The sequence below is a fragment of the Rhizobium sp. BK313 genome, assembly GCF_014193655.1.
Classification (GTDB): domain Bacteria; phylum Pseudomonadota; class Alphaproteobacteria; order Rhizobiales; family Rhizobiaceae; genus Rhizobium.
In genome coordinates this window covers 1,231,626-1,252,082 of record NZ_JACHZQ010000001.1, presented here as the reverse complement: position 1 = coordinate 1,252,082, position 20,457 = coordinate 1,231,626, and the positions used below count along the sequence as shown (strand labels likewise).

The 20,457-nt window shown below is 58.4% G+C and carries 16 protein-coding genes; 3 read left to right on the top strand and 13 right to left on the bottom strand.

The genetic code is table 11. The annotated features are described in order from the left end of the window. Positions 1–15: 15 nt before the first annotated feature. The 5 genes from FHT86_RS05905 to FHT86_RS05885 all read right to left on the bottom strand — a co-directional run bounded on the left by FHT86_RS05905 (position 16) and on the right by FHT86_RS05885 (position 6,773). Positions 16–2,493 (bottom strand): beta-mannosidase, encoded by a 2,478-nt coding sequence (locus FHT86_RS05905; protein ID WP_133705944.1) that lies wholly within the window; start codon positions 2,491–2,493, stop codon positions 16–18. A 55-nt stretch (positions 2,494–2,548) separates the two neighbouring features. Further along, positions 2,549–3,640, bottom strand: a complete 1,092-nt coding sequence (locus FHT86_RS05900; protein ID WP_133705943.1) for an ABC transporter ATP-binding protein — start codon at positions 3,638–3,640, stop codon at positions 2,549–2,551. A gap of 3 nt (positions 3,641–3,643) precedes the next feature. Further along, complete coding sequence (locus tag FHT86_RS05895; RefSeq protein WP_133705942.1) at positions 3,644–4,540, bottom strand: carbohydrate ABC transporter permease; 897 nt, start codon at positions 4,538–4,540, stop codon at positions 3,644–3,646. 11 nt (positions 4,541–4,551) lie between these two features. Next, on the bottom strand, positions 4,552–5,442 hold the full coding sequence (locus FHT86_RS05890) for a carbohydrate ABC transporter permease (protein WP_133705941.1): 891 nt from the start codon (positions 5,440–5,442) through the stop codon (positions 4,552–4,554). 92 nt (positions 5,443–5,534) lie between these two features. Next, positions 5,535–6,773 carry an ABC transporter substrate-binding protein gene (locus FHT86_RS05885; protein ID WP_133705940.1) on the bottom strand — a complete coding sequence of 413 codons (1,239 nt, stop codon included), beginning with the start codon at positions 6,771–6,773 and terminating at the stop codon, positions 5,535–5,537. A gap of 462 nt (positions 6,774–7,235) precedes the next feature. Between FHT86_RS05885 and FHT86_RS05880 the strand changes: the two genes are divergently transcribed. Then, positions 7,236–8,267, top strand: a complete 1,032-nt coding sequence (locus FHT86_RS05880) for a LacI family transcriptional regulator (RefSeq protein ID WP_133707088.1) — start codon at positions 7,236–7,238, stop codon at positions 8,265–8,267. 64 nt (positions 8,268–8,331) lie between these two features. Here the strand turns inward: FHT86_RS05880 and gndA are convergent, their stop codons facing one another. Next, the gene (gene gndA, locus FHT86_RS05875) at positions 8,332–9,759 is read right to left on the bottom strand and encodes an NADP-dependent phosphogluconate dehydrogenase (protein ID WP_133705939.1); all 1,428 of its coding nucleotides are present in this window, start codon (positions 9,757–9,759) and stop codon (positions 8,332–8,334) included. A gap of 296 nt (positions 9,760–10,055) precedes the next feature. Between gndA and FHT86_RS05870 the strand changes: the two genes are divergently transcribed. Next, positions 10,056–10,454, top strand: a complete 399-nt coding sequence (locus FHT86_RS05870) for an SRPBCC family protein (RefSeq protein WP_133705938.1) — start codon at positions 10,056–10,058, stop codon at positions 10,452–10,454. A 7-nt stretch (positions 10,455–10,461) separates the two neighbouring features. Here the strand turns inward: FHT86_RS05870 and FHT86_RS05865 are convergent, their stop codons facing one another. The 7 genes from FHT86_RS05865 to FHT86_RS05835 all read right to left on the bottom strand — a co-directional run bounded on the left by FHT86_RS05865 (position 10,462) and on the right by FHT86_RS05835 (position 17,747). After that, positions 10,462–11,079: an ABC-type transport auxiliary lipoprotein family protein gene (locus FHT86_RS05865; RefSeq protein WP_133705937.1), complete on the bottom strand. Its 618-nt coding sequence runs from the start codon at positions 11,077–11,079 to the stop codon at positions 10,462–10,464. 38 nt (positions 11,080–11,117) lie between these two features. Beyond that, positions 11,118–12,488: an MlaD family protein gene (locus FHT86_RS05860; protein ID WP_133705936.1), complete on the bottom strand. Its 1,371-nt coding sequence runs from the start codon at positions 12,486–12,488 to the stop codon at positions 11,118–11,120. Between the two features lie 8 nt (positions 12,489–12,496). Beyond that, positions 12,497–13,360, bottom strand: a complete 864-nt coding sequence (locus tag FHT86_RS05855; RefSeq protein WP_133705935.1) for an ABC transporter ATP-binding protein — start codon at positions 13,358–13,360, stop codon at positions 12,497–12,499. A gap of 13 nt (positions 13,361–13,373) precedes the next feature. Continuing rightward, positions 13,374–14,534 (bottom strand): ABC transporter permease, encoded by a 1,161-nt coding sequence (locus FHT86_RS05850; RefSeq protein WP_133705934.1) that lies wholly within the window; start codon positions 14,532–14,534, stop codon positions 13,374–13,376. Positions 14,535–14,685: 151 nt separating this feature from the next. Beyond that, the gene (locus FHT86_RS05845) at positions 14,686–15,906 is read right to left on the bottom strand and encodes an MFS transporter (protein ID WP_133705933.1); all 1,221 of its coding nucleotides are present in this window, start codon (positions 15,904–15,906) and stop codon (positions 14,686–14,688) included. Between the two features lie 167 nt (positions 15,907–16,073). Further along, the gene (locus tag FHT86_RS05840; RefSeq protein ID WP_133707087.1) at positions 16,074–16,880 is read right to left on the bottom strand and encodes a UDP-2,3-diacylglucosamine diphosphatase; all 807 of its coding nucleotides are present in this window, start codon (positions 16,878–16,880) and stop codon (positions 16,074–16,076) included. Positions 16,881–16,991: 111 nt separating this feature from the next. Next, positions 16,992–17,747, bottom strand: a complete 756-nt coding sequence (locus FHT86_RS05835) for a glycerophosphodiester phosphodiesterase family protein (RefSeq protein ID WP_166656761.1) — start codon at positions 17,745–17,747, stop codon at positions 16,992–16,994. 335 nt (positions 17,748–18,082) lie between these two features. Between FHT86_RS05835 and FHT86_RS05830 the strand changes: the two genes are divergently transcribed. Then, a complete protein-coding gene (locus tag FHT86_RS05830) occupies positions 18,083–20,395 on the top strand; it encodes an NADP-dependent malic enzyme (protein ID WP_133705931.1) in 2,313 nt (770 codons plus the stop codon). Positions 20,396–20,457 lie beyond the last annotated feature (62 nt).

Here is a 20,457-nt window from a genome sequence, read left to right as displayed (position 1 = left end):
ATGGCGGCCGGATGCTCAGTCCACCGATTGGCTGGCCACCGATTGGCTGGACTGCAAGTCGTAGAAGCGGAAGTCCGGGACACTACCGGCAAGCGGTTTGGCCGGCGTGAAGACAATGCGGCGGCTTTCGCCGGCGCCGAGATCGAAGGCGTTGTCGGAGTAACGCCCTTCCGTCTCGCTCTCGATCATCACGAACAGCGCCAATCCCTTTGCGGTCACGGTCAGTTCCACCGTGCCGTTCTCCTCGATCTCCTCCCGCAACACCGTAAGACCTCCGGGCTGAAGCTCCAAGGCCTTATAGGTGCCGTGAACATAGTGCCCTTCACCGCCCATTCCGTTCGATGCGGTGAAATGCCACGCCAACAGACAATCGGCCGGCACCTGAGAGGCATCTATCGATAGCGCGGTGATGGCTGCATCCGGTGTGCAGACAGCATGCGCCGTCGTCAGTGGCACGCGCTCGCCGTCGAGCTTAAGCAGCGACACGGCGATATCGACGGTGACGTCCGCATTGGTGTCGTTGACGAGTGAGAAGCGGATGGTGTTGTTGTCTTCGGAGGGAATGGCAGCGACCGAAACCGGCTGGAAGAAGCGACGCACGAGATAGTGCATCGCCTTCCAGCGCCCGCCGTAATCGAGGCTCGACCAGGAGGCCACCGGCCAAGTATCGTTGAGCTGCCAATAGACAGTGCCCATGCAATGCGGTTTGAGCGAGCGCCAATATTCCACCGCCGTCTTGATGGCGAGCCCCTGTTGCACCTGGCTCAGATAGACGAAATTCGGAAAATCCTTTGGAAAGCGGAAATAACGGAACATCGTACCGGCAATGCGCTCGTTGCCGCCGGCATTCTTCTGGTGCAATTCCATCACCGGCGACGCGATATTCATGTCCTTGGCATCGGCATAAGTCTTGATGACAGGCAACGACGTATAGGACTGGAAGCCGAATTCCGAGCAGAAGCGCGGACGCACCGAGCGGTAGTTGTCGAAAGACTTGTTCTCGTGCCAGACCGACCAGTAATGCATATCGCCGGAGCCATCGGCATGCCAGGCGTCACCGAAGTTGAGATAGCCGGACGCCGGGCTCGACGGCCACCAGATCGCATCCGGCGCGGCGTTCTTCATCGCCCGTTCGATCGTTCGGTTCAAACGATCATAGGAAACCAGGTAGCGGTCGCGGTCGTTGCGGGATTCCTCGAACCAGGTCAGCGCCCCCACCAGCTCGTTGTCGCCGCACCAGAGCGCGATCGAGGGGTGCGTCGCCAAGCGCTTAACCTGATAGCCGACTTCGGCCTCGACGTTTTCGAGAAAATCGCCGGTCGAAGGATAGAGATTGCAGGCGAACATGAAGTCCTGCCAGATCATCAGGCCCAACCGGTCGCAGATGTCGTAGAACCAATCCTGCTCGTAGAAACCGCCGCCCCAGATGCGGATGATGTTCATGTTCGCCGCCGCAGCGGATTGCAGCAGGTCCTCGGTCAAGGCAGGGTTTGAACGTGAAAACAACGCATCCGCCGGGATCCAGTTGGCGCCGCGGGCGAATATCTCCCGTCCGTTGACCTTGAGTGCGAAACGGCTGCCCGCTTCGTCCTCGTCGGTGATCAGTTCAACGATGCGCAGACCGATCTGTCGCGTCTCTGTCTCCGAATTGGTCTCGACGGAGAGCCCATAAAGGGCCTGCTCGCCACTGCCGGCCGGCCACCAGAGCTTCGGCTTGTCGATATGGAAAACATGCGTCACCGAGGTCTCGCCGGCGTTGACGCCGACATCGAGCCGCAGCCGCTCGTCGTCGAGCGAGAAATAGACCTGAGCGACGCCGACGCCCTTTGCAAACAGCGCCACGGTCACCTTGAGGTCGACCGAGCCGTCGGCATTGTGCAATTGACGGGTAACGACACTCTCAATACGGGCAGTTTCGAGCTTCTTCAGCGCAATCGTGCCATAGAGGCCGAGCGGTGCGATAGCAATGTTCCAGTCCCAGCCGAAATGGCACTGCGGCTTGCGCAACATGTTGCCGTTCGGAATCGGCGAATTGGCGGTGCTGTAGGGAATGTAGAACGGCTGCTTCGCTTGCAGTTCGGCGCCTGCCTTGATGCTGGAATGCAGCACGATGCGGACGGTATTCTCGCCTGTCTTCAGTGCCTTGGAGACATCAGGGCGGTAGCGCTGGAAGCAATTGTTGCCTTCGAGCACCAGCGTGTCGTTGACATAGACGCTCGCCACCGTGTCCAGATAGTCGATGTCGAGATACCAGTCGCCTCCTGCGTCATCGAGCGTAAAGCTGCGTTCGACCTGCCAATCCTGCTTGGCTACCCACTGAACGACCTCCTCGTTTCGGCCGAAATAGGGGTCCGGAATGACATCTGCAGCATGAAGCGCGGTGTGGACATCGCCCGGCACGGGCATGGAAAGAGAATGATCGCTGTCTGGCGACGTAAGCCGCCACTGACCAGCCAGATCGACTGTAATATTGCCATTGAATGAAGACGACATCGGACCTCCCGAACCGCTGCGAATGGAAGTGACAGAGTCACCTCCATTCATATGATCATATTCTGAGTTCTGTCTGTGCGTCAAAGAGCGAAGCGAGCGACATATCGAATCCGAGCTTCACGGGCGTACCCGCGCTGAAACGCCGCGCCCCGTTAATGCGCACCGACATGGTGTGACCGGCATGCTTGAGCCAGAGCAGGTTGTCGGCGCCCATCGGCTCCTCGATATCGACAGTCGCATTGTGCACTTCCGCACCAGGCCCCAGATCCTCGTTCACCTTGATGTGCTCAGGCCGGACTCCGAGGATGACCTTGCGGCCCGATCCCAAAGCCTCGCCGGCATTATAGCCATCGAGCGAGAAAATCACATCGTTGGTGGCGAACGCTACCCTGCCCTCACGGTTCACCAGTTCGCCATGCAGGAAGTTCATTGACGGCGAGCCGATGAAACCGGCCACGAAGAGATTGCGCGGTGCATTGTAGATCGTCGTCGGATCATCGAGCTGCATGATGATGCCGTTCTTCATGATGGCGATGCGGTCGGCGAGCGTCAGCGCTTCGATCTGATCGTGGGTGACGTAGATCATCGTGTTCTTCAGCGACTGGTGCAGTCGCTTGATTTCCACACGCAGTTCCGAGCGCAGCTTGGCATCGAGGTTCGACAGCGGCTCGTCGAAAAGGAACACGTCGACGTCACGCACAAGGGCACGGCCGATCGCCACACGTTGGCGCTGACCGCCCGAAAGCTCGGCCGGCTTGCGCTTCAAAAGCGGCTGGATCTGCAGGATCTCGGCGGCACGCGCAATGCGCTTGTCGATCTCTGCCTGCGGCACCTTGGCGACGCGAAGGCCGAACGACAGATTCTTTTCAACCGTCATCTGCGGATAAAGGGCGTAGGATTGGAACACCATACCGATGCCGCGGTCCTTGGGCTCTTCCCAAGTGACGTTTTTGCCCTTGATGAAGATCTTCCCTTCAGTGATGTCCAGCAGACCGGCGATGCAGTTGAGAAGGGTGGACTTGCCGCAGCCGGACGAGCCGAGCAGCACGAGGAATTCGCCGTCGTTGATCTCGAGGTTGAGGTTCTTCAGAACGGTGACCGAGCCGAAATCGAGCGACAGGTCTTTGATGGAAACGCTGCTTGTCATGGATCACCCCTTCACTGCGCCGGCGGCGATGCCCCGAACGAAAAGCCGTCCGGAGACGAAATAGACGATAAGCGGCACCGCGCCGGTCAGAAGCGTGGCGGCCATGTTGACGTTGTATTCCTTCACGCCCTGGACGGCGTTGACGATGTTGTTGAGCTGCACAGTCATCGGATAGTTTTGGGTTCCGGCAAAGATGACGCCGAACAGGAAGTCGTTCCAAATGCCGGTGATCTGGATGATCATGCCGACGACGAAGATCGGCAGCGACATCGGCAGCATGATGCGCAGGAAGATTTGCCAGAAGCCTGCACCATCGACGCGCGCGGCCTTGAACAATTCAGGCGGCAGTGAAGCGAAATAATTGCGGAACAGCAGCGTATTGATCGGCATGCCAAAGATGGTGTGCACCAGCACAATGCCGCCCAGTGTCGAAAACAGGCCAAGCTCGCGCAATACGATGACCAGTGGATAGAGCATCACCTGATAGGGAATGAAGGCGCCGAACAACAGGATGGTAAAAAAGACCTCAGATCCTTTGAAGCGCCAATTGGCGAGTGCATAGCCGTTGATCGAGGCGATAGCGATCGAAACGATGACGCTCGGAACAAGGATCTTCACCGAATTCCAGAAGCCGATCTGAATGCCGTGGCAATACAGCCCGGTGCAGGCCTCCGACCAGGCCTTCACCCAGGGCTCGAAGGTGATTTCCATAGGCGGGGCGAAGATGTTGCCCATGCGGATTTCCGGCATGCCCTTCAGCGAGGTGACGACCATCACATAGAGCGGCAGCAGGTAATACAGCGCGGCCAGGCTGAGGATGCCGTAGAGCATGACGGTCCGCGGAGCGAAGCGACGTTTGGGCTTTGTGCCCGAGGGTTCGATGGTAGCGGCAAGTGCCATTGGGGTCTCCCTTATCTGCGCTTCTGGCGGAACTCGACCAGAGCCCACGGCACGACGAAGATGAACACTGTGACCAACATGACGGTCGAGGCGGAGAGCGCCTGACCGAGATTGCCGCGCTGAAACATGAAGTCGTAGACGTATTTCGCCGGCATCTCCGAGGCGAAGCCCGGTCCGCCGTTCGTCGTGGCCACGACGAGGTCGTAGACGCGCACGATGCCGGAAGCGATGATGACGAGGGTGGTGACGAAGACGCCGCGCATCATCGGAATGACGACGAAGATATAGGTCCGCCACGCCGGAATGCCGTCCACGCGGGAAGCTTTCCAGATCTCGCCGTCGATCCCCCGCAAACCCGCAAGCATCAACACCATGACGAGACCGGTGCCCTGCCAGAGGCCGGCGATCACCAGCGCGTAGATCACCGTTTCCTGGTTGCCAAGCAGAGCGAAATTGGCGCCCGCAAAGCCCATATCCTGCAGCAGTTTCGGCAAGCCGAGACTGGGATCGAGGATCCATTGCCATACAAGTCCAGTGACGATGAAGGACAGAGCGAAGGGATAGAGAAAGATGGTACGAAACGTATTTTCGAACCGGATCTTCTGATCCATCAACACGGCAAGAAAGAAGCCGACCACGAAAGCGAAGATCAGCATGAGGATGCCGTAAGTGGCGAGATTGCCGATCGAGATGTTCCAACGATCCGTCGTCCACAGACGTTGATATTGCGCAAGGCCGACGAAACGAGTGCTTGGAAGCGATTTCGAGTCGGTAAAAGAATAGATCACGGTCCAGAGCGTGCAACCAACGAAGACGACGATCACAGTCAGCACCATCGGAATGGCGGCGATCTTCGCACTGAGATTGCGGAACAGACCAAATGGTCGGACAGCACGAGCCATCGGATACCTCCCTTGGCGGCGGGAGCCCGGACCGGCGAAGAATTCCGCCGGCCCTGCTTTAGCCGTCTCAATTGATGAGATGGTTGTGTGCTTTACTGCGCCTGCTTGATGATGTCGGCCTGCTTGTTGATGGCATCATCGACCGACATCTTGGATGAGAAGAACTGCAGCGCGAGGTCGGTGAGCTGACCTTGCGTGTCGGAGTCGAGCATCTGCTCGGTCGACGGCAGCACATTGTCGGGGGTCGCAAGAATATCGAGACCCTTCTTCATGCAGGCATTGGCAGCAGTCAGGTCGACGTCGCCGCGCACCGGCAGCGAGCCCTTGGCGAGGTTGAACTTGACCTGCGTCTCCTTGGAAAGAAGCATGCTGGCGAGTTCAAGCTGAGCCTTGGTGATGTCGGGATTGCTGTTCTTCGGGAAATAGAAGCTATCGCCACCGGTATCGAGCAGCGCATGGAAACCGAGCCCGGGTAGGCAATCATAGTCCTTGCCGGCAACCTGCTTGGCGACACCGAATTCGCCCTGCGCCCAGTCACCCATGACCTGGCCAGCAGCCTTGCCGGTGATCACCATGTTGGTGGCGACGTTCCAGTCACGGCCGGAATAGCTGTCGTCAACCATGTCACGCGCCTGAGCGAAGGATTCCCAAACCTTGCGGTTCTCGGGGCTACGGACAGCCTCTTCGCTCTTCTTGTCGTTGATGGCGAGGTAGAGATCCTTGCCGCCGATGCCGACCTGCATGACGTTGCGAATACCGTCGACTTGCCAAGGAGCGCCCGTCGCGAGCGGAACGATGCCCTTTTCCTTCAGCTTTGGAGCGTCGGCTGCGAACTCGTCCCAATTGGTCGGAACCTTGAGGCCGTTGTCTTCGAAGACATGGCGGTTGACCCACATCCACTGCCAGGAATGGATGTTGAGCGGCACGCAATAGATGTGGCCGTCATACGTGCAGGCGTCGAGGAGCTTGGCGGGACGGATGATGTCCTTCCAGTGTTCCTTCTCGGCGAGATCGGTCAGGTCGGTCATCAGGCCGGCTTTGACGAGTTCTTCCGCGTCACGGCCCGTGTTGAGCTGGGTTGCGCCCATCGGATTGCCGCCGAGAATACGGCTGACGATCAGCGGGGTGGCGGTCGTGCCCGCACCGGCAATGGCGCCGTCGACCCAGTGATTGTCACCCAAAGCGTTGTATTGATCAGCAAGAACTTTGACTGCGGCGGCTTCGCCACCCGATGTCCACCAATGCGTTACTTCGAGATCTGTCGCATTTGCCGAAAGAGCCGGAATCGCGACGGATGCGAGCATAGCTGCGGCCATCAAACGAAAATTCATGAGTTTTCCTCCCTCACTGAAACGTTGCCGGAAAAACGTAGTCTAATCATTTTCGACGCGCAACTAGCTGCTCGCAAAATTTTCTTCATCGCACAAATATACGACTTTAGATTACATTTATTTCATTGAATGATGCAGCGCGCCCAACGATTCATCACTTTCTTTCGCAATTGCAATATCACTCTAATTAATTGATATTACTGAATTAAGTTTGATTAATCGATTTAAGTTTGCTCATTCCGATTTCGCATGTGCAAATATTTTTGGTGAAGCCTGTGAATTCAACTCCTGGGTATTCCGCCTCCAGCAACGTCAGAAAAAACGCTCGACTTTTCTACTGTATCGTTACAGATTTTCGAGATGAGAGAGGAGTGATCAGATTGCGGATATGCTTGCGGCACTGCTGCAGGCAATATAAGCGGATTGGTCGCGGGAGGCGGCCGGGAGGCAGCATTGTACGACATGGACAGCAAGAAGATTTCCGGCGGCGGCACCCAACCCGCGCATGAGCGACCGACGCTCAAGACGATCGCCTTCATGACCGGGCTCGGAATAACCACCGTTTCACGAGCCTTAAAGGATGCCCCGGATATCGGCGCCGAGACCAAGGAACGGGTACGCATGGTCGCCCGTCAATTGGGCTACCAGCCGAATCGCGCCGGAGTCCGTCTGAGGACTGGCAAGACCAACGTCATCGCTCTGGTACTCAGCATCGACGAGGAAATCATGGGCTTCACCAGCCAGATGGTTTTCGGCATTTCGGAGGTGTTGGCCGGCACGCAATATCACCTCGTCGTGACACCGCATTCGCACAGCAAGGACCCTTTGGTACCTGTGCGCTATATCCTCGACACGGGTTCGGCCGACGGCGTCATCATATCGCGCACTGAGCCGGACGACCCGCGCGTTCAGCTCATGCATGAGCGGGGCCTGCCTTTTGCCACGCATGGGCGCACGGATATGGGCATCGTTCATCCGTTTCACGATTTTGACAATGAGGCCTTCGCCCATGAGGCGGTGCGTGCTTTGGTCACCAAGGGACGCCGCCGCCTCGCGTTGTTGCAGCCCTCCAGCAAGCTTACCTACTATTCGCACACGCGCATCGGCTTTCAGACCGGTTTGCACGAATACGGCGCTGAGGAGATCCCCTTGAGGGTCACGACCGACACGGCGCTCACCGATATCCGGGATGTGATCGAAGCGCTGATGCGCTCGCCTCACGCGCCCGACGGCATCGTCTGCTCAAGCGGTGGTAGCGCCATTGCTGTCAATGCCGGCATCGAGGCCGCCGGCTTCCGCCTCGGCCGCGACATCGACATGGTTGCCAAGCAATCGACCGACGTACTGAACTGGATCCGCCCGGAAATCATAACAATCTACGAGGATGTCCGTCATGGCGGCCGGGAGCTGGCCAAGGCCGTCATCGCCCGCATAGACGGTATCGAACCGGAGCTGCTGCAGAGCATCAGCCTGCCTGTCTGGCCGAAAGGCTGACGGCAAAGAAAAGGCCCGCCGGATGTCCGACGGGCCCTCGTACGTTCACACCAAAAGACGGCGATCAGCCGTTCGCGCCGCTGCCCCAAGGGCCGTGATGGATGTCCTTGCCATCGACGCGGTCGAAGCCGTGGGCGCCGAAGAAGTCGCGCTGCGCCTGAATGAGGTTCGCGGTGCCGCGGGCCTGGCGATAGGCATCGAAATAGGTCAGTGCCGAAGCCAGAGCCGGAACCGGCAGGCCGGAGGCCGTGGCGGCCGAAACGATGCGGCGCAGCGACGGAATCGATTCCTTGACCATTTCGGCAAAAGCCGGGGTCACGATCAGGTTGGCCGCATCCGGTGTCTTGGTGAAGGCGCTGGTGATCTCGTCGAGGAACTGCGAGCGGATGATGCAGCCTGCGCGCCAGATCTTGGCGATGACCGGCATCGGCAGCGACCAGTTGAACTCCTTCGAGGCTTCGGCCATGACGGCAAAGCCCTGTGCATAGGCACCGATCTTGGCGGCGAACAGCGCCAGTTCCAGATCCTTCAAGAGGTCGGGACCGAAGCCGATCGGGAATTTGTAGTCCGGCGTGCCGAAAATCTTCTCGGCGGCTTCGCGCTGGCCCTTGATGGCCGACAGGCTGCGGGCAGCGACGGCAGCTTCGATGGCGGTTGCCGGGATGCCCATGTTCTGCGCTTCGATCGCCGACCACTTGCCGGTACCCTTCTGGCCGGCCTTGTCGAGGATGACGTCAGGCATGGCGCTGCCTGTTGCCGGATCCTTGGCGGACAGAACCTTCTCGGTGATCTCGATCAGGTAGGAGTTCAGCCGACCCTTGTTCCATTCGCCGAAGATGCTGCTGATCTCGGCCGCGTTCTTGCCGAGTCCGTCGCGCAGGATGCCGTAGATTTCGGCGATCATCTGCATGTCGGCATATTCGATGCCGTTATGGATGGTCTTGACGAAATGACCGGCGCCGTCGTTGCCGAGCCAGGCGACGCACGGATCGTCCTTGTATTTGGCAGCAATCGAAGTCAGCACTTTCTCGACGCGCTTGTAGGACTCTTCGGTGCCGCCGACCATGATCGACGGGCCATGGCGCGCGCCTTCCTCACCGCCGGAGACGCCCATGCCGATGAAGGTCAGGCCGGTATCCTTCAGACGGTCGAAGCGCGAAATCGTATCGCGGAAATTGGCATTGCCGGCGTCGATCATGATGTCGCCCTTGTCGAGATGCGGCTGCAGCGCCGCCATCTGCTGGTCGACCGGATCGCCGGCCTTGATCATGATGATGATCGGCCGGGGCGGACGGATCGCTTCGACGAATTCCTCAATCGTCTTGCACGGAATGATCTTGTCCTTTAGCGCACCCGCGTTCGCATAGAACTCATCCGTCACCTGCGGCGTGCGGTTGAACACCGCGATTTTATTGCCTTTTTCGGCAATGTTGAGTGCCAGATTCGATCCCATGACAGCGAGACCGATCAGTCCGATTTCTGCCTTTTCCACGACAATCCTCCAATGATCTGCTTACTGCGCTGTGCGTGCTTCAGGACGGCAAAAAACGCAGTAACACTTTGAAATGACACATAACCCGAAAATCGACTCCGATTTTCGGGTTACACGTTGGACCGATGTTGTTGCACTCCGAGCGGGAAACGGCAAGCCTTTGTCAGCTTCGAATCGTCCCCATTGCAGGACCATGCAAGAATGACGCAGGATTCTTCAGGAGCTCAACTTTTCAGTTGGGCCGGTCCGCACCCAACCGCAGTTCATCAAAGACGAATATACAGGAGGAGGCATCCATGTCGACCATGACCGCAAAGATCGTTCATATCTCCATCGATCGTCATTGGAAGGAAGTCTACGGCTTTGCCGGTCGTCCGGAAAACATGCCGCTCTGGGCCTCCGGTCTCGCGTCCGGATTGGAGCAGGATGGCGAGGATTGGATTGCCAAAGGCACTCTCGGCACCGTCCGCGTCAGCTTCACACCCCGCAACGAATTCGGAGTCATCGATCATACGGTCACGATCGAATCCGGCTTAAAGGTCCATAACGCGCTTCGGGTCGTGCCGAACGGCGATGGCTGCGAGGTCATGTTCACACTGCTGAAGCTGCCTGGGATGTCCGATGAGCAATTCGCCGCAGACGCGGCGCATGTGCTGAAGGATCTCAGCACACTGAAGTCCCTGATGGAGCGATAGACAACCGTTAAAGCGAGCGCAGCGTCCAATCGACGATCTGTGCCGTCACGCCGGCAAAGGCCGCGTCGAGCCCTCGGACGAAATCGGCGTTGCTACCGCCGCTAACCGGCACAACTTTACGGAAGACGCCCTGTGCTTTGATCGTGCCCGAGCGGTCATTGAGGATTTTGACTGAGATTTCGACAGTGGCCGACCTCTGACCTCCCACCGTATCGATCTCGAAGGAACGGATGTCGGTGACGATCTGGTAGTCGATCGCAAGGCCCTGCCCCGGTACGCCGACACCGCCAAGCTTTCCGGTGTTTTCGAAGGCTTCGACCAGCTTCGATTGCACCATCCGGGTCAGCCTGTCGCTCCACTGCGACTTGCTGAGATACTGAATCTCTGAGGGCGAAACGCGGATGACGATCTGGTTGCTGTCGAGCGCCTGCAGCGCGGTCGGCGGCGGGATCAAGATTTGCCGGCTCTTGACCGACGGACCGCTCGCCTTGACCGAAGCGGAAAGATCATATGTGTCGTTAGTGGGGGCTGAGCCGCAGCCGCTGAGCAAGGCTGCAACCAGTGGCAGAATAATCGCTGCCTTCCGATACACCTGATAACGCTCACGCGAAACGCAACCGACCATATTCCGCCTATCCCCTGCAGCCAATAAATTGCTATTCATCAATGCCGCGCCCGGCCATCATATTGCTTGACAGTATCGCCGCCGAAAATCAGGCGCTGCGGATTGCGGTCGAAGTTAGTGATTGTGTTGTTGAGATTGTCAACCGTGCCTCGCATGTCGTTAATGAGAGACTGCACATCGCGAAGGCCGCCATTCGAGAATTTCTGCAGATTGTCGGCGATCGGGCCGATCCGGGCATTGAGATTGTCCGCCATCTTCTTGAAGGATTCGAGCGTATCTTTGGCTTCCGCAAACAGCGACTGTGTGTCACCGGAGCCGAGCAGCGAGTCAACCTTGGTAAGAATGCCGTCGACCTTGCCGGAAGCGGAGTTTAGCTTGTTGGAAATATCCTTGGCATTGGCAATTGTCTGATCGATATCCTGCTGGTGGGCCGCAACCGAATTGGCGACATCGCGGATGGATATGACGGCCGTCCTGGCGTCCTTGGTCACCTCTGCGATATCGTCCATCGAACCCTTCACCTTGTTGGGATCGATCTGCGCTACGATCGCATCGACGCGGTCGAGTGTCTGCTGCGCCTTTTGGCCAAAGGCGTTGTAGGTATCGGCAGTCTGCTTGAAGCTGGCGATCGTCGCCTTCAGATCGGTCGTCGCATCAGCCACATTCGCGGTGATCTTGTCGGCATTGTTGACGACATCGTTGATCTTGTTGGAATCGACAGCGCGCACCAGCTTCTCGATCGCATCAAGGGTAGAGTCGACGCGGGTCGACACGCTCTTGACGGTATCGGAAAGCTGTCCGACGCTGGCGAGGAACTTGTCGATATTGCCGGAATTGTCCGACAGCGCCTTTGAAAATTTCTGGGCGTTACGCACCGTATCGGTCAGCGGTCCGCGGGAATCCGAGATGAAGCCCTGGATATCGCCGATTGTGTCGTTGGCACGGTTCAGGATCTTGTCGGCGGTGGTGAGCAGGTTCGTCACGCTCGACTGGTCGGCGAGAAGCACCGCCCGCTTACCGGTTTCGATCGACCGTTTGAGGATGTTCTCGTCACCGTTGCGGCCGCCGGAAAGCTCGATATAGGCGGCACCGGTCAAGCCCTGGATCTCCAAAATGGCCTTGGTGGACGTATAAACTGGCGCATCCGCGCGCACCTCGGTGAAGGCGAGCGAATAGTTCGGATCATCGGCATCGATCGAAAGCCCCTGCACCGAGCCGACCTGAATGCCGTTGAAGCGAACGGGCGAACCAACGCTCAGGCCGTTTGCCGAGCCCGGAATGCGTACGACAAGCTCGGCCATCGGACCGCCGCGGCCATACTCCGCCATCCAATAGACGAAGCCGAAAGCGGCCGCGATGACCAGCAGTGTAAAGAACCCGACAATCGTATAGTTGGCTTTGGTTTCCATTGTTCCAGTTACTTTTTGCGGCTGTGGGCGCCGGCGCCAGTGTCGTCGTTGCGATCCCCGATGTCCTGCCGCGGCACGATCGATCGCGCACGCTTGCCCCGAAAGTAGGACTGCACCCAAGGGTCGTCGCAGGCGAGCATGTCTTCAACCGTACCTTCCACCAATACCCGTTTCTGTCCAAGAACGGCAATACGGTCGCAGACGGAAAAAAGGCTGTCGAGGTCGTGAGTCACCATATAGACGGTCAAACCGAGCGTGTCGCGTAGCTTGGCGATCAGCTCGTCGAATTCGGCCGCGCCGATCGGGTCGAGGCCGGATGTCGGCTCGTCCAGGAAAACGAGATCGGGGTCGAGGGCCAGGGCCCTGGCAAGAGCGGCGCGCTTGATCATGCCGCCGGAAAGCTCGGACGGGTATTTGTCGGCAGCATCGGCGGCAAGGCCGACCATGCGGATTTTCAGATGCGCCAGTTCGTCCATCAACTCCTTGGGCAGGTCGAGATATTCCCGCATCGGTACCTGGATGTTTTCCTTCACCGTCAGCGAGGAAAACAGCGCACCCTGCTGGAAAAGCACGCCAAGGCGCATGTCGAGCCCGTTGCGCTCTGGCTCGGAGAGCTTGTCATAATCTTCGCCAAGGATCTCGATCTTGCCCGAGCGGCGCGGCAGCAGCCGCAATACCGTGCGCAGCAGCACCGACTTACCCGCGCCGGAAGCGCCGACGAAACCCAGGATTTCGCCGCGGTAGATATTGAGGTTTAATTTGTCGAGCACCACTTTCGATCCGAAAGCGACGGTGACATCCTGCGCCGACAGTACGATATCCCTGCCTTGCTCATCCTTATCCAACGGGATTTCCGAGTGAAGCGCGCTCATCTTTGCCAGCCCCTCAGAAATCGATCGCTGCGTAGAACATGGCAAACAGCCCGTCCATCAGGATCACCACGAAAATCGACTTCACGACGGACGAGGTCACATGCTGGCCGAGCGATTCAGCGCTGCCGCCCACTTTCAGCCCTTCGACCGCCGCAACGATGCCGATGACCAGCGCCATGAACGGCGCCTTGATCATGCCCGAGATGACGGTGGAGAGACTAACCGCTTCGTGCAGGCGTGAAATGAAGGTGGCGAAGGTGATGCCGGAATAGGCCCAAGCGACCGTCGCCGCGCCGAAGAGCGAGGCGAAATTGGCAAGGATCGTCAGCAGCGGCAACGCAACGGTCAATGCCACCAGTCGGGGGAAGATCAGAACGCCGATCGGGTTCAGACCCATGACCTTCAGAGCGTCGACCTCTTCGCGCATCTTCATCGAGCCGATTTCGGCAGTAATGGCGCTGCCCGAGCGGCCGGCGATCATGATGGCGGTCAGAAGCACGCCGATTTCACGCAATTGCAGGATACCGACGAGATCGACGACGAAGATTTCAGCGCCGAAATAGCGGAGCTGGAATGCGCCCTGCTGAGCGATAATCGCGCCAATCAGAAAAGACATCAGCAAGATGATCGGCACCGCACGCACGGCCATATGGTCGATCTGATTGACGATCGAAGCCGGCGAAACGCCACTGCCGCGCCCGAACTTGAGTTGTGCGCCCCGTACCGCCGAACCGAGAATATACATGGCCGCGACGAGGTTGCCCCAGATCTCGTAGACGCTCTCGCCGATCGGCGCGAAAATCCGTTCCGCCAAGGATTTCTTTGGCTTGGGCTCCGCAACTTCGTTGTTCCGGTCTTCGGCAAAAGCAGTAAGCAGCTCATCGATATGGGGATTGGAGCCTTCGATCCTGACGCTGGCGCCATGCGCTTCCTGGCTCTCCTGCAAGCGACGGATCAGCAACGCGCCGGCGGTATCGACGTCGGAAAGATCGGAAAGATCGATCACTACCTGACCGCCGCCGCGCCGTTTCGTAAGCTGATCGATCTGCCGCAGCACGCCGTGCACATGAGCACTGCGCCAATTGCCTTCCAGCCGATAACGATGCCCGCTGCCATCGGGCTCGTCATCGATCCTCGGTGCATCGGGTTTCTGTTCGGCTACTTTCAAACTCATGCGTCTTTCAGATCTCGCGTCACGGTCGCCGACTCGGGAATCCCAGCACGACGCCAATGGTTAATATCCGAGTGCATAGGCGATTTCTATGCCGCGCCGATGTCAAAATATGCCATAGCATCTTGATATCCAAATGAATTCGTTTCGCGCCTCAGGAGGCCTTGCTAGCTCTTTCGCCAAACGTCGAACCGCTAGGCTGAAGATTGCGGGCGAAGATCACCATAGCAAGGCCGAATGCTGCGATACCGGCCATGATATAGTAGCTGGAAAGACCGAGCCACGTATAGAGATAGCCGGACGCCAGGGTCATCAGCCCGAGAAACATGCCGTTATAAAAGAAATAGGCACCCTGGGCTGAAGCCTCCTGGCTTTCCTGCACCGAAGCGACGATGCGGCGCTGGATGCCGGTATGTACGCAGGCATAGGTGCAGGAATGAAAACATTGCAGCACGAAATAGCCGAGAAAGCCGAGGTTGATCGGAAATAGTATCCAGCGCACGATACACATGGTCGAGCCGAAGAAAATCAGCGTCCAGGCACTGAAACGGCGGCTCAGCATTTTCGACATGAAGAAAACCATAACCTCCGCCGTTACCCCAATGCTCCAGAGTACGGCGATCTCCGTGCCGGAAAAACCGAGCTTCCGCCAATAGATCGATGCGAAAGTATACATCACGGCATGGCTCGACTGCTGCACCGAAACACCGATCATGGTGATCAACAACTGCGGTGAGCGCAGCCCGCTGCCGGTGGGCGCCTGCAGGTTGATCGGCTGATTGCGCCGGCGTGTCGGCCCGATGCGCGGACAGAAGAAGGCCATCATCATTGTCAGGACGAAGCCCCCGACCATGGTGGGGAGAACCATGGTGCCGCCCCATCTGCCGATCATCTGACCGCCGATAAGAGTCGAGAAGATGAAAGCGATCGATCCCCAGACACGCATCGAACCGTAATCGAAACCCCATCGCCGTACGCCGGAAATGGCGATCGATTCTACGACGGGTACATAAGGTGCGTATGTCGCCCCCTGAATGCCATAAACCAGCAGCACCGACCAGAAATCGCTCGTCCAGTAAAGCGCGATCGCCGTCAGAAGCGATAGCGCGCCTGACCAGAACAGCACATTGGCCCGCTCCTCCATGCGATCGGCGAACATCGCGACAACAGGCGCGACGAGAACACGCACCACCATCGGCACGGCAAGGATGAGGCCAATCTCGCGGTCGTTAAAATTCAGCCCCGCCAGCCAGACAGGGAAAAACGGCAGAGCGATCCCGTTGACGAGCAACGGAGCACAATAGGACAAGGCGGTGCGCAAACGAAAATGGGGAGGCGCGCCCTCGCCCTGCAGAGATTTTGTCGCGGGAATCATGACAGACCTGAAGGGAAACCGATTTTTCCCTATCACCCTATCGTGAATACGACTATGGCGAGAAATGGTCTTACCGAAACGTTTCGGAGAAAATACGAGCCTGTAGTCAGGTTGCAACGATCAAGAATTGTGACGGATCGTTATTGGACCTGTGAAGCGGCGCAAAACTACGCCGCCTGCGCTCCAAGCGCTTTCGGCAGATCCTCGACAGTTACGCCTACCGGCTGTACTTCGACAATCGACTGCCAGGTGATCAGCTCGAAAGTGCCGTCTTCATGCTCGGCGATCGCCGTGCAACTTTCGACCCAATCACCGGTGTTGATATAACGGATACCATCGAGATCCTCGATGACGGCGTGATGGATGTGGCCACAGATGACGCCATCGGCATCGTTGCGCTTGGCCTCTTCAGCCACGACGCGCTGGAACTCGCCGATGAAATTGACCGCATGCTTCACTTGAAGCTTCGCCCAAGCCGAGAACGACCAATAGGGCATGTTCAAGCGGCGACGAACAGCGGCAAGGCCAATATTGATGAGGATTGCCATATCGTAGGCCCAATCGCCGAGATAGGCGAGAAGACGCGCGTTGCGGACGACGACGTCGAATTCATCGCCGTGCAGGACGAGATACCTCTTTCCGTCAGCGGTCTCATGGATCGCCCGCTCGGCCACTTCGATGCCGCCGAAGTGCATGCCGGGGAAATCGCGCAGGAATTCGTCGTGATTGCCGGGGATATAGACGATGCGGGTTCCCTTGCGCGCTTTACGCAGCAGTTTCTGCACAACGTCGTTGCAATCTTGCGGCCAGTACCAGTTACGCTTCAACCGCCAGCCGTCAACAATGTCGCCGACAAGGAAAATAGTGTCCGCTTCATGGTAGCGCAAAAAATCGATAAGATAGTCCGCCTTGGCCGCTTTCGAGCCCAGGTGCACGTCAGAAATGAACAACGTTCGAAATTGCCTGACATCCATGTTTTCATTCACGAACTTTATGTCCGTGCCCTACCTACGTTGGCTATTCCAAAATCAGACTCGTGTTTCAGGATGATGACAAATCCTGTGCGGAGAGCTTGTCGCAGAGGATCAGCCGCGCTTTGCAGCTATAGCGAGATCGGGCCGATCGGTTGTAAAACTGGCGACGCCGAAGCGGAACATCGCCTTTGCCGCTTCGCTCGTATGGGCCGCCCACCCATGCACCGTCACGCCGTTTTTCTGAAACAGATCCATCACCTCGGCGTCGATGGACTCGGCACGCAAGGCGATCTCGCGAATGCCGGACTGGCCGAGCGCCGCAATGACCCCTCTCCAGCCAATTTGTGCGACCGTCAGTGGCGAACAGAGAAAAATGAAGCCGAGAAGTTCGCCGACATTGAGGCCGCGCTCGTCGAGTGCGGTACTGAAGGCTTCCAGGCGTGACAGCGCGAAACTTGTCACCATCGTCCGCTTCAGCATGTCGGTCGCCAATAACTCGTCCGCAATACGGCTTTCCATGCCTTCATAGGGCTTGCCGTCCAGCCTCGTCTTGATCTCCAGCCGGAGGTCGACCGCAGACGGCCCGAAGATGTCGATGGTTTCGGCAAGTGTCGGGATGGTCTCACCGCCGCTGCCGATGACGAGGTGGCGCCTCAATTCGTCATAGCTGAAATCGGCGATCGCACCCTTGCCGTCCGTCATGCGGTCGATCAGCGCGTCGTGATGGACGACGAGCTTGTTGTCCCGGGTCTGGTGCACGTCAAATTCGACGAGATCGACGTCGAGTTTGGCAGTTTCGGAAAAGGCAAGCCGAGTGTTTTCAGGCCAAAGATGTGTACCACCGCGATGGGAAGCGATGAGGGTCATGGGGGGTCCTCTGTTTGTCGCCCTCATAGGCCCGCGCCATGAACGTCGTATGACGCATTCGCCCTTCGCTTGCCACTGGGTCCAAAAGTCACAGTTTCCAGCGCATAACCCCGAAAATCGCGGACGATTTTTGGAAAGGCTTATGCGCCATCTAAAGTGTTACTGCGTCCTTTGCGCGTCCACAGGACGCGCGTCGCAGTAAACAGGAAAAACAATTGTGAAAACGCCGCCACAAAAAACCTTTCCTCTGCGTCAATTGCATACTGTGCACCCTGAGGGATTGATGTATGCAGTGGACTCAGACGCGAGCGCGCGAGCAGGAATGGAGGAGCGTAATGGATACGCACGACACATCGAAGGCAGCCAAGAATATGGCGAGTGGCAATCTCGACGAGCAGGCTCTCTTCTTTCATCGCTATCCCCGTCCCGGCAAGCTCGAAATCCAGGCGACGAAGCCACTCGGCAACCAGCGCGACTTGGCGCTGGCTTATTCTCCCGGCGTTGCCGCCCCTTGCCTCGCCATCCGCGACAATCCGGAAATGGCCTTCGACTACACCTCGCGCGGCAATCTTGTCGCGGTCATATCCAACGGTTCGGCCGTGCTCGGTCTCGGCAATATCGGTCCGCTTGCCTCCAAGCCGGTCATGGAAGGCAAGGCCGTCCTGTTCAAGAAGTTCGCTGGTATCGATGTCTTCGACATCGAAGTCGCCGCACCAACCGTCGATGAGATGGTCAGCACGATTTCGGCGCTGGAGCCCACATTCGGCGGCATCAACCTCGAAGACATCAAGGCGCCCGAATGCTTCGAGGTCGAGCGTCGTCTCCGCGAAAAGATGGAAATCCCGGTCTTCCATGATGACCAGCACGGCACCGCCATCATCGTTGCCGCAGCCATTCTCAATGGGCTGGAGCTGGCCGGCAAGACGATCGACGATGTCAAGATCGTCGCGTCCGGCGCCGGCGCCGCTGCGCTCGCTTGCCTGAACCTCCTGGTCATCCTCGGCGCCAAACGCGAAAACATCTGGGTTCATGATATCGAAGGCCTCGTCTATGAGGGCCGCGTCGAATTGATGGACGAATGGAAGTCCATTTATGCCCAGAAGAGCGAGAAGCGTGTGCTTGCCGAGTCGATCCCCGGCGCCGACGTTTTCCTTGGGCTGTCTGCCGCAGGTGTTTTGAAGCCCGAGCTCTTGGAGAAAATGGCGGAAAAGCCGCTGATCATGGCGCTTGCCAATCCGACACCCGAAATCATGCCGGACCTTGCCCGCGCCGCTCGGCCGGACGCAATGATCTGCACCGGCCGTTCGGACTTTCCGAACCAGGTCAACAACGTCCTCTGTTTCCCCTATATCTTCCGCGGTGCGCTCGATTGCGGCGCTAAGACGATCAATGAGGAAATGAAGATGGCTGCCGTGCGGGCCATCGCTTCGCTTGCCCGCGAAGAGCCGTCTGACGTCGCCGCCCGCGCCTATACCGGTGAAACGCCGGTGTTCGGACCGGATTATCTGATCCCCTCGCCCTTCGATCCGCGTCTGATCCTGCGCATTGCGCCCGCCGTCGCGAGAGCTGCAGCAGAAAGCGGCGTAGCGCTGCGTCCGATCGCCGACTTTGACGCCTACATGGACGAGCTCAACCGCTTCGTCTTCCGCTCCGGTTTCGTCATGAAGCCGATCTTCGCCGCCGCGAAAATCGCAGAGCGCAAGCGTGTCGTCTTCTCGGAAGGTGAGGATGAGCGCGTGCTGCGGGCCGCCCAGGTTCTTCTTGAAGAGGGCACCGCCGTTCCGATCCTGATCGGCCGTCCCTCCGTCATCGAGACACGTCTGAAGCGCTACGGCCTGAAGATCCGGCCGCATACCGATTTCGCCGTCATCAATCCGGAAGACGATCCGCGCTTCCGCGAATATGTCGAACTCTATTTCTCGCTGGTCGGCCGCAGCGGTGTCATTCCGGAAGCGGCGCGAACGATCGTGCGCACCAATACCACCGTCATCGGCGCCCTGGCGTTGAAGCGCGGCGAGGCGGACGCACTGATCTGCGGCCTCGAAGGCCGCTATGAGCGCCATTTGCGTGTTGTCCGTCAGATCATTGGCAAGCGCCCGGATGTCCAGGACTTCTCGGCACTCAGCCTCTTGATCTCGCAGCGCGGCGCGACGTTCTATGCCGATACCTATGTCACCTTTAATCCGAATGCAGAAGAGATCGCCGAATCGGCGGTGCTGGCGGCCGAAGAGATCAAACGCTTCGGCATCTCGCCTCGGGTGGCCCTCGTCTCGCATTCGAACTTCGGCTCACGGGAATCGGAAAGTGCAACCAAGATGCGCAATGCCCTGGCGCTTGTTCGCGAGATGGCGCCGGAGCTGGAAGTCGACGGCGAAATGCACGGCGACAGCGCCATTTCCGAAAGCCTGCGCCGTCACGTCATGCCGGACAGCACGCTTTCCGGCGAGGCGAACCTGCTCGTCTTCCCGAATCTCGATGCGGCCAACATCACCCTCGGCGTCGTCAAGACCATGACCGACGGCCTGCATGTTGGTCCGATCCTGCTCGGCACGGCTCTCCCTGCCCACATCCTGTCGCCCTCCGTCACGTCGCGCGGCGTCGTCAACATGGCAGCCCTGGCTGTGGTCGAGGCATCCCAGCCGAATTGAGCAAATACACGCGTCCGGCGGCCGTCCTGAGAGGCGGCCGCGGCGAAGCTGTTGACGGCTGG

Excerpts from the sequence above, each read along its gene's own strand:
- FHT86_RS05900 (WP_133705943.1), bottom strand. The coding sequence starts at position 3,640 with ATGACAAGCAGCGTTTCCATCAAAGACCTGTCGCTCGATTTCGGCTCG.
- FHT86_RS05840 (WP_133707087.1), bottom strand. The coding sequence starts at position 16,880 with ATGGATGTCAGGCAATTTCGAACGTTGTTCATTTCTGACGTGCACCTG.
- FHT86_RS05850 (WP_133705934.1), bottom strand. The coding sequence starts at position 14,534 with ATGAGTTTGAAAGTAGCCGAACAGAAACCCGATGCACCGAGGATCGAT.
- FHT86_RS05885 (WP_133705940.1), bottom strand. The coding sequence starts at position 6,773 with ATGAATTTTCGTTTGATGGCCGCAGCTATGCTCGCATCCGTCGCGATT.
- FHT86_RS05890 (WP_133705941.1), bottom strand. The coding sequence starts at position 5,442 with ATGGCTCGTGCTGTCCGACCATTTGGTCTGTTCCGCAATCTCAGTGCG.
- FHT86_RS05865 (WP_133705937.1), bottom strand. The coding sequence starts at position 11,079 with ATGGTCGGTTGCGTTTCGCGTGAGCGTTATCAGGTGTATCGGAAGGCA.
- FHT86_RS05835 (WP_166656761.1), bottom strand. The coding sequence starts at position 17,747 with ATGACCCTCATCGCTTCCCATCGCGGTGGTACACATCTTTGGCCTGAA.
- FHT86_RS05845 (WP_133705933.1), bottom strand. The coding sequence starts at position 15,906 with ATGATTCCCGCGACAAAATCTCTGCAGGGCGAGGGCGCGCCTCCCCAT.
- FHT86_RS05895 (WP_133705942.1), bottom strand. The coding sequence starts at position 4,540 with ATGGCACTTGCCGCTACCATCGAACCCTCGGGCACAAAGCCCAAACGT.
- FHT86_RS05860 (WP_133705936.1), bottom strand. The coding sequence starts at position 12,488 with ATGGAAACCAAAGCCAACTATACGATTGTCGGGTTCTTTACACTGCTG.
- FHT86_RS05830 (WP_133705931.1), top strand. The coding sequence starts at position 18,083 with ATGGATACGCACGACACATCGAAGGCAGCCAAGAATATGGCGAGTGGC.
- FHT86_RS05905 (WP_133705944.1), bottom strand. The coding sequence starts at position 2,493 with ATGTCGTCTTCATTCAATGGCAATATTACAGTCGATCTGGCTGGTCAG.
- FHT86_RS05855 (WP_133705935.1), bottom strand. The coding sequence starts at position 13,360 with ATGAGCGCGCTTCACTCGGAAATCCCGTTGGATAAGGATGAGCAAGGC.
- FHT86_RS05880 (WP_133707088.1), top strand. The coding sequence starts at position 7,236 with ATGGACAGCAAGAAGATTTCCGGCGGCGGCACCCAACCCGCGCATGAG.
- FHT86_RS05870 (WP_133705938.1), top strand. The coding sequence starts at position 10,056 with ATGTCGACCATGACCGCAAAGATCGTTCATATCTCCATCGATCGTCAT.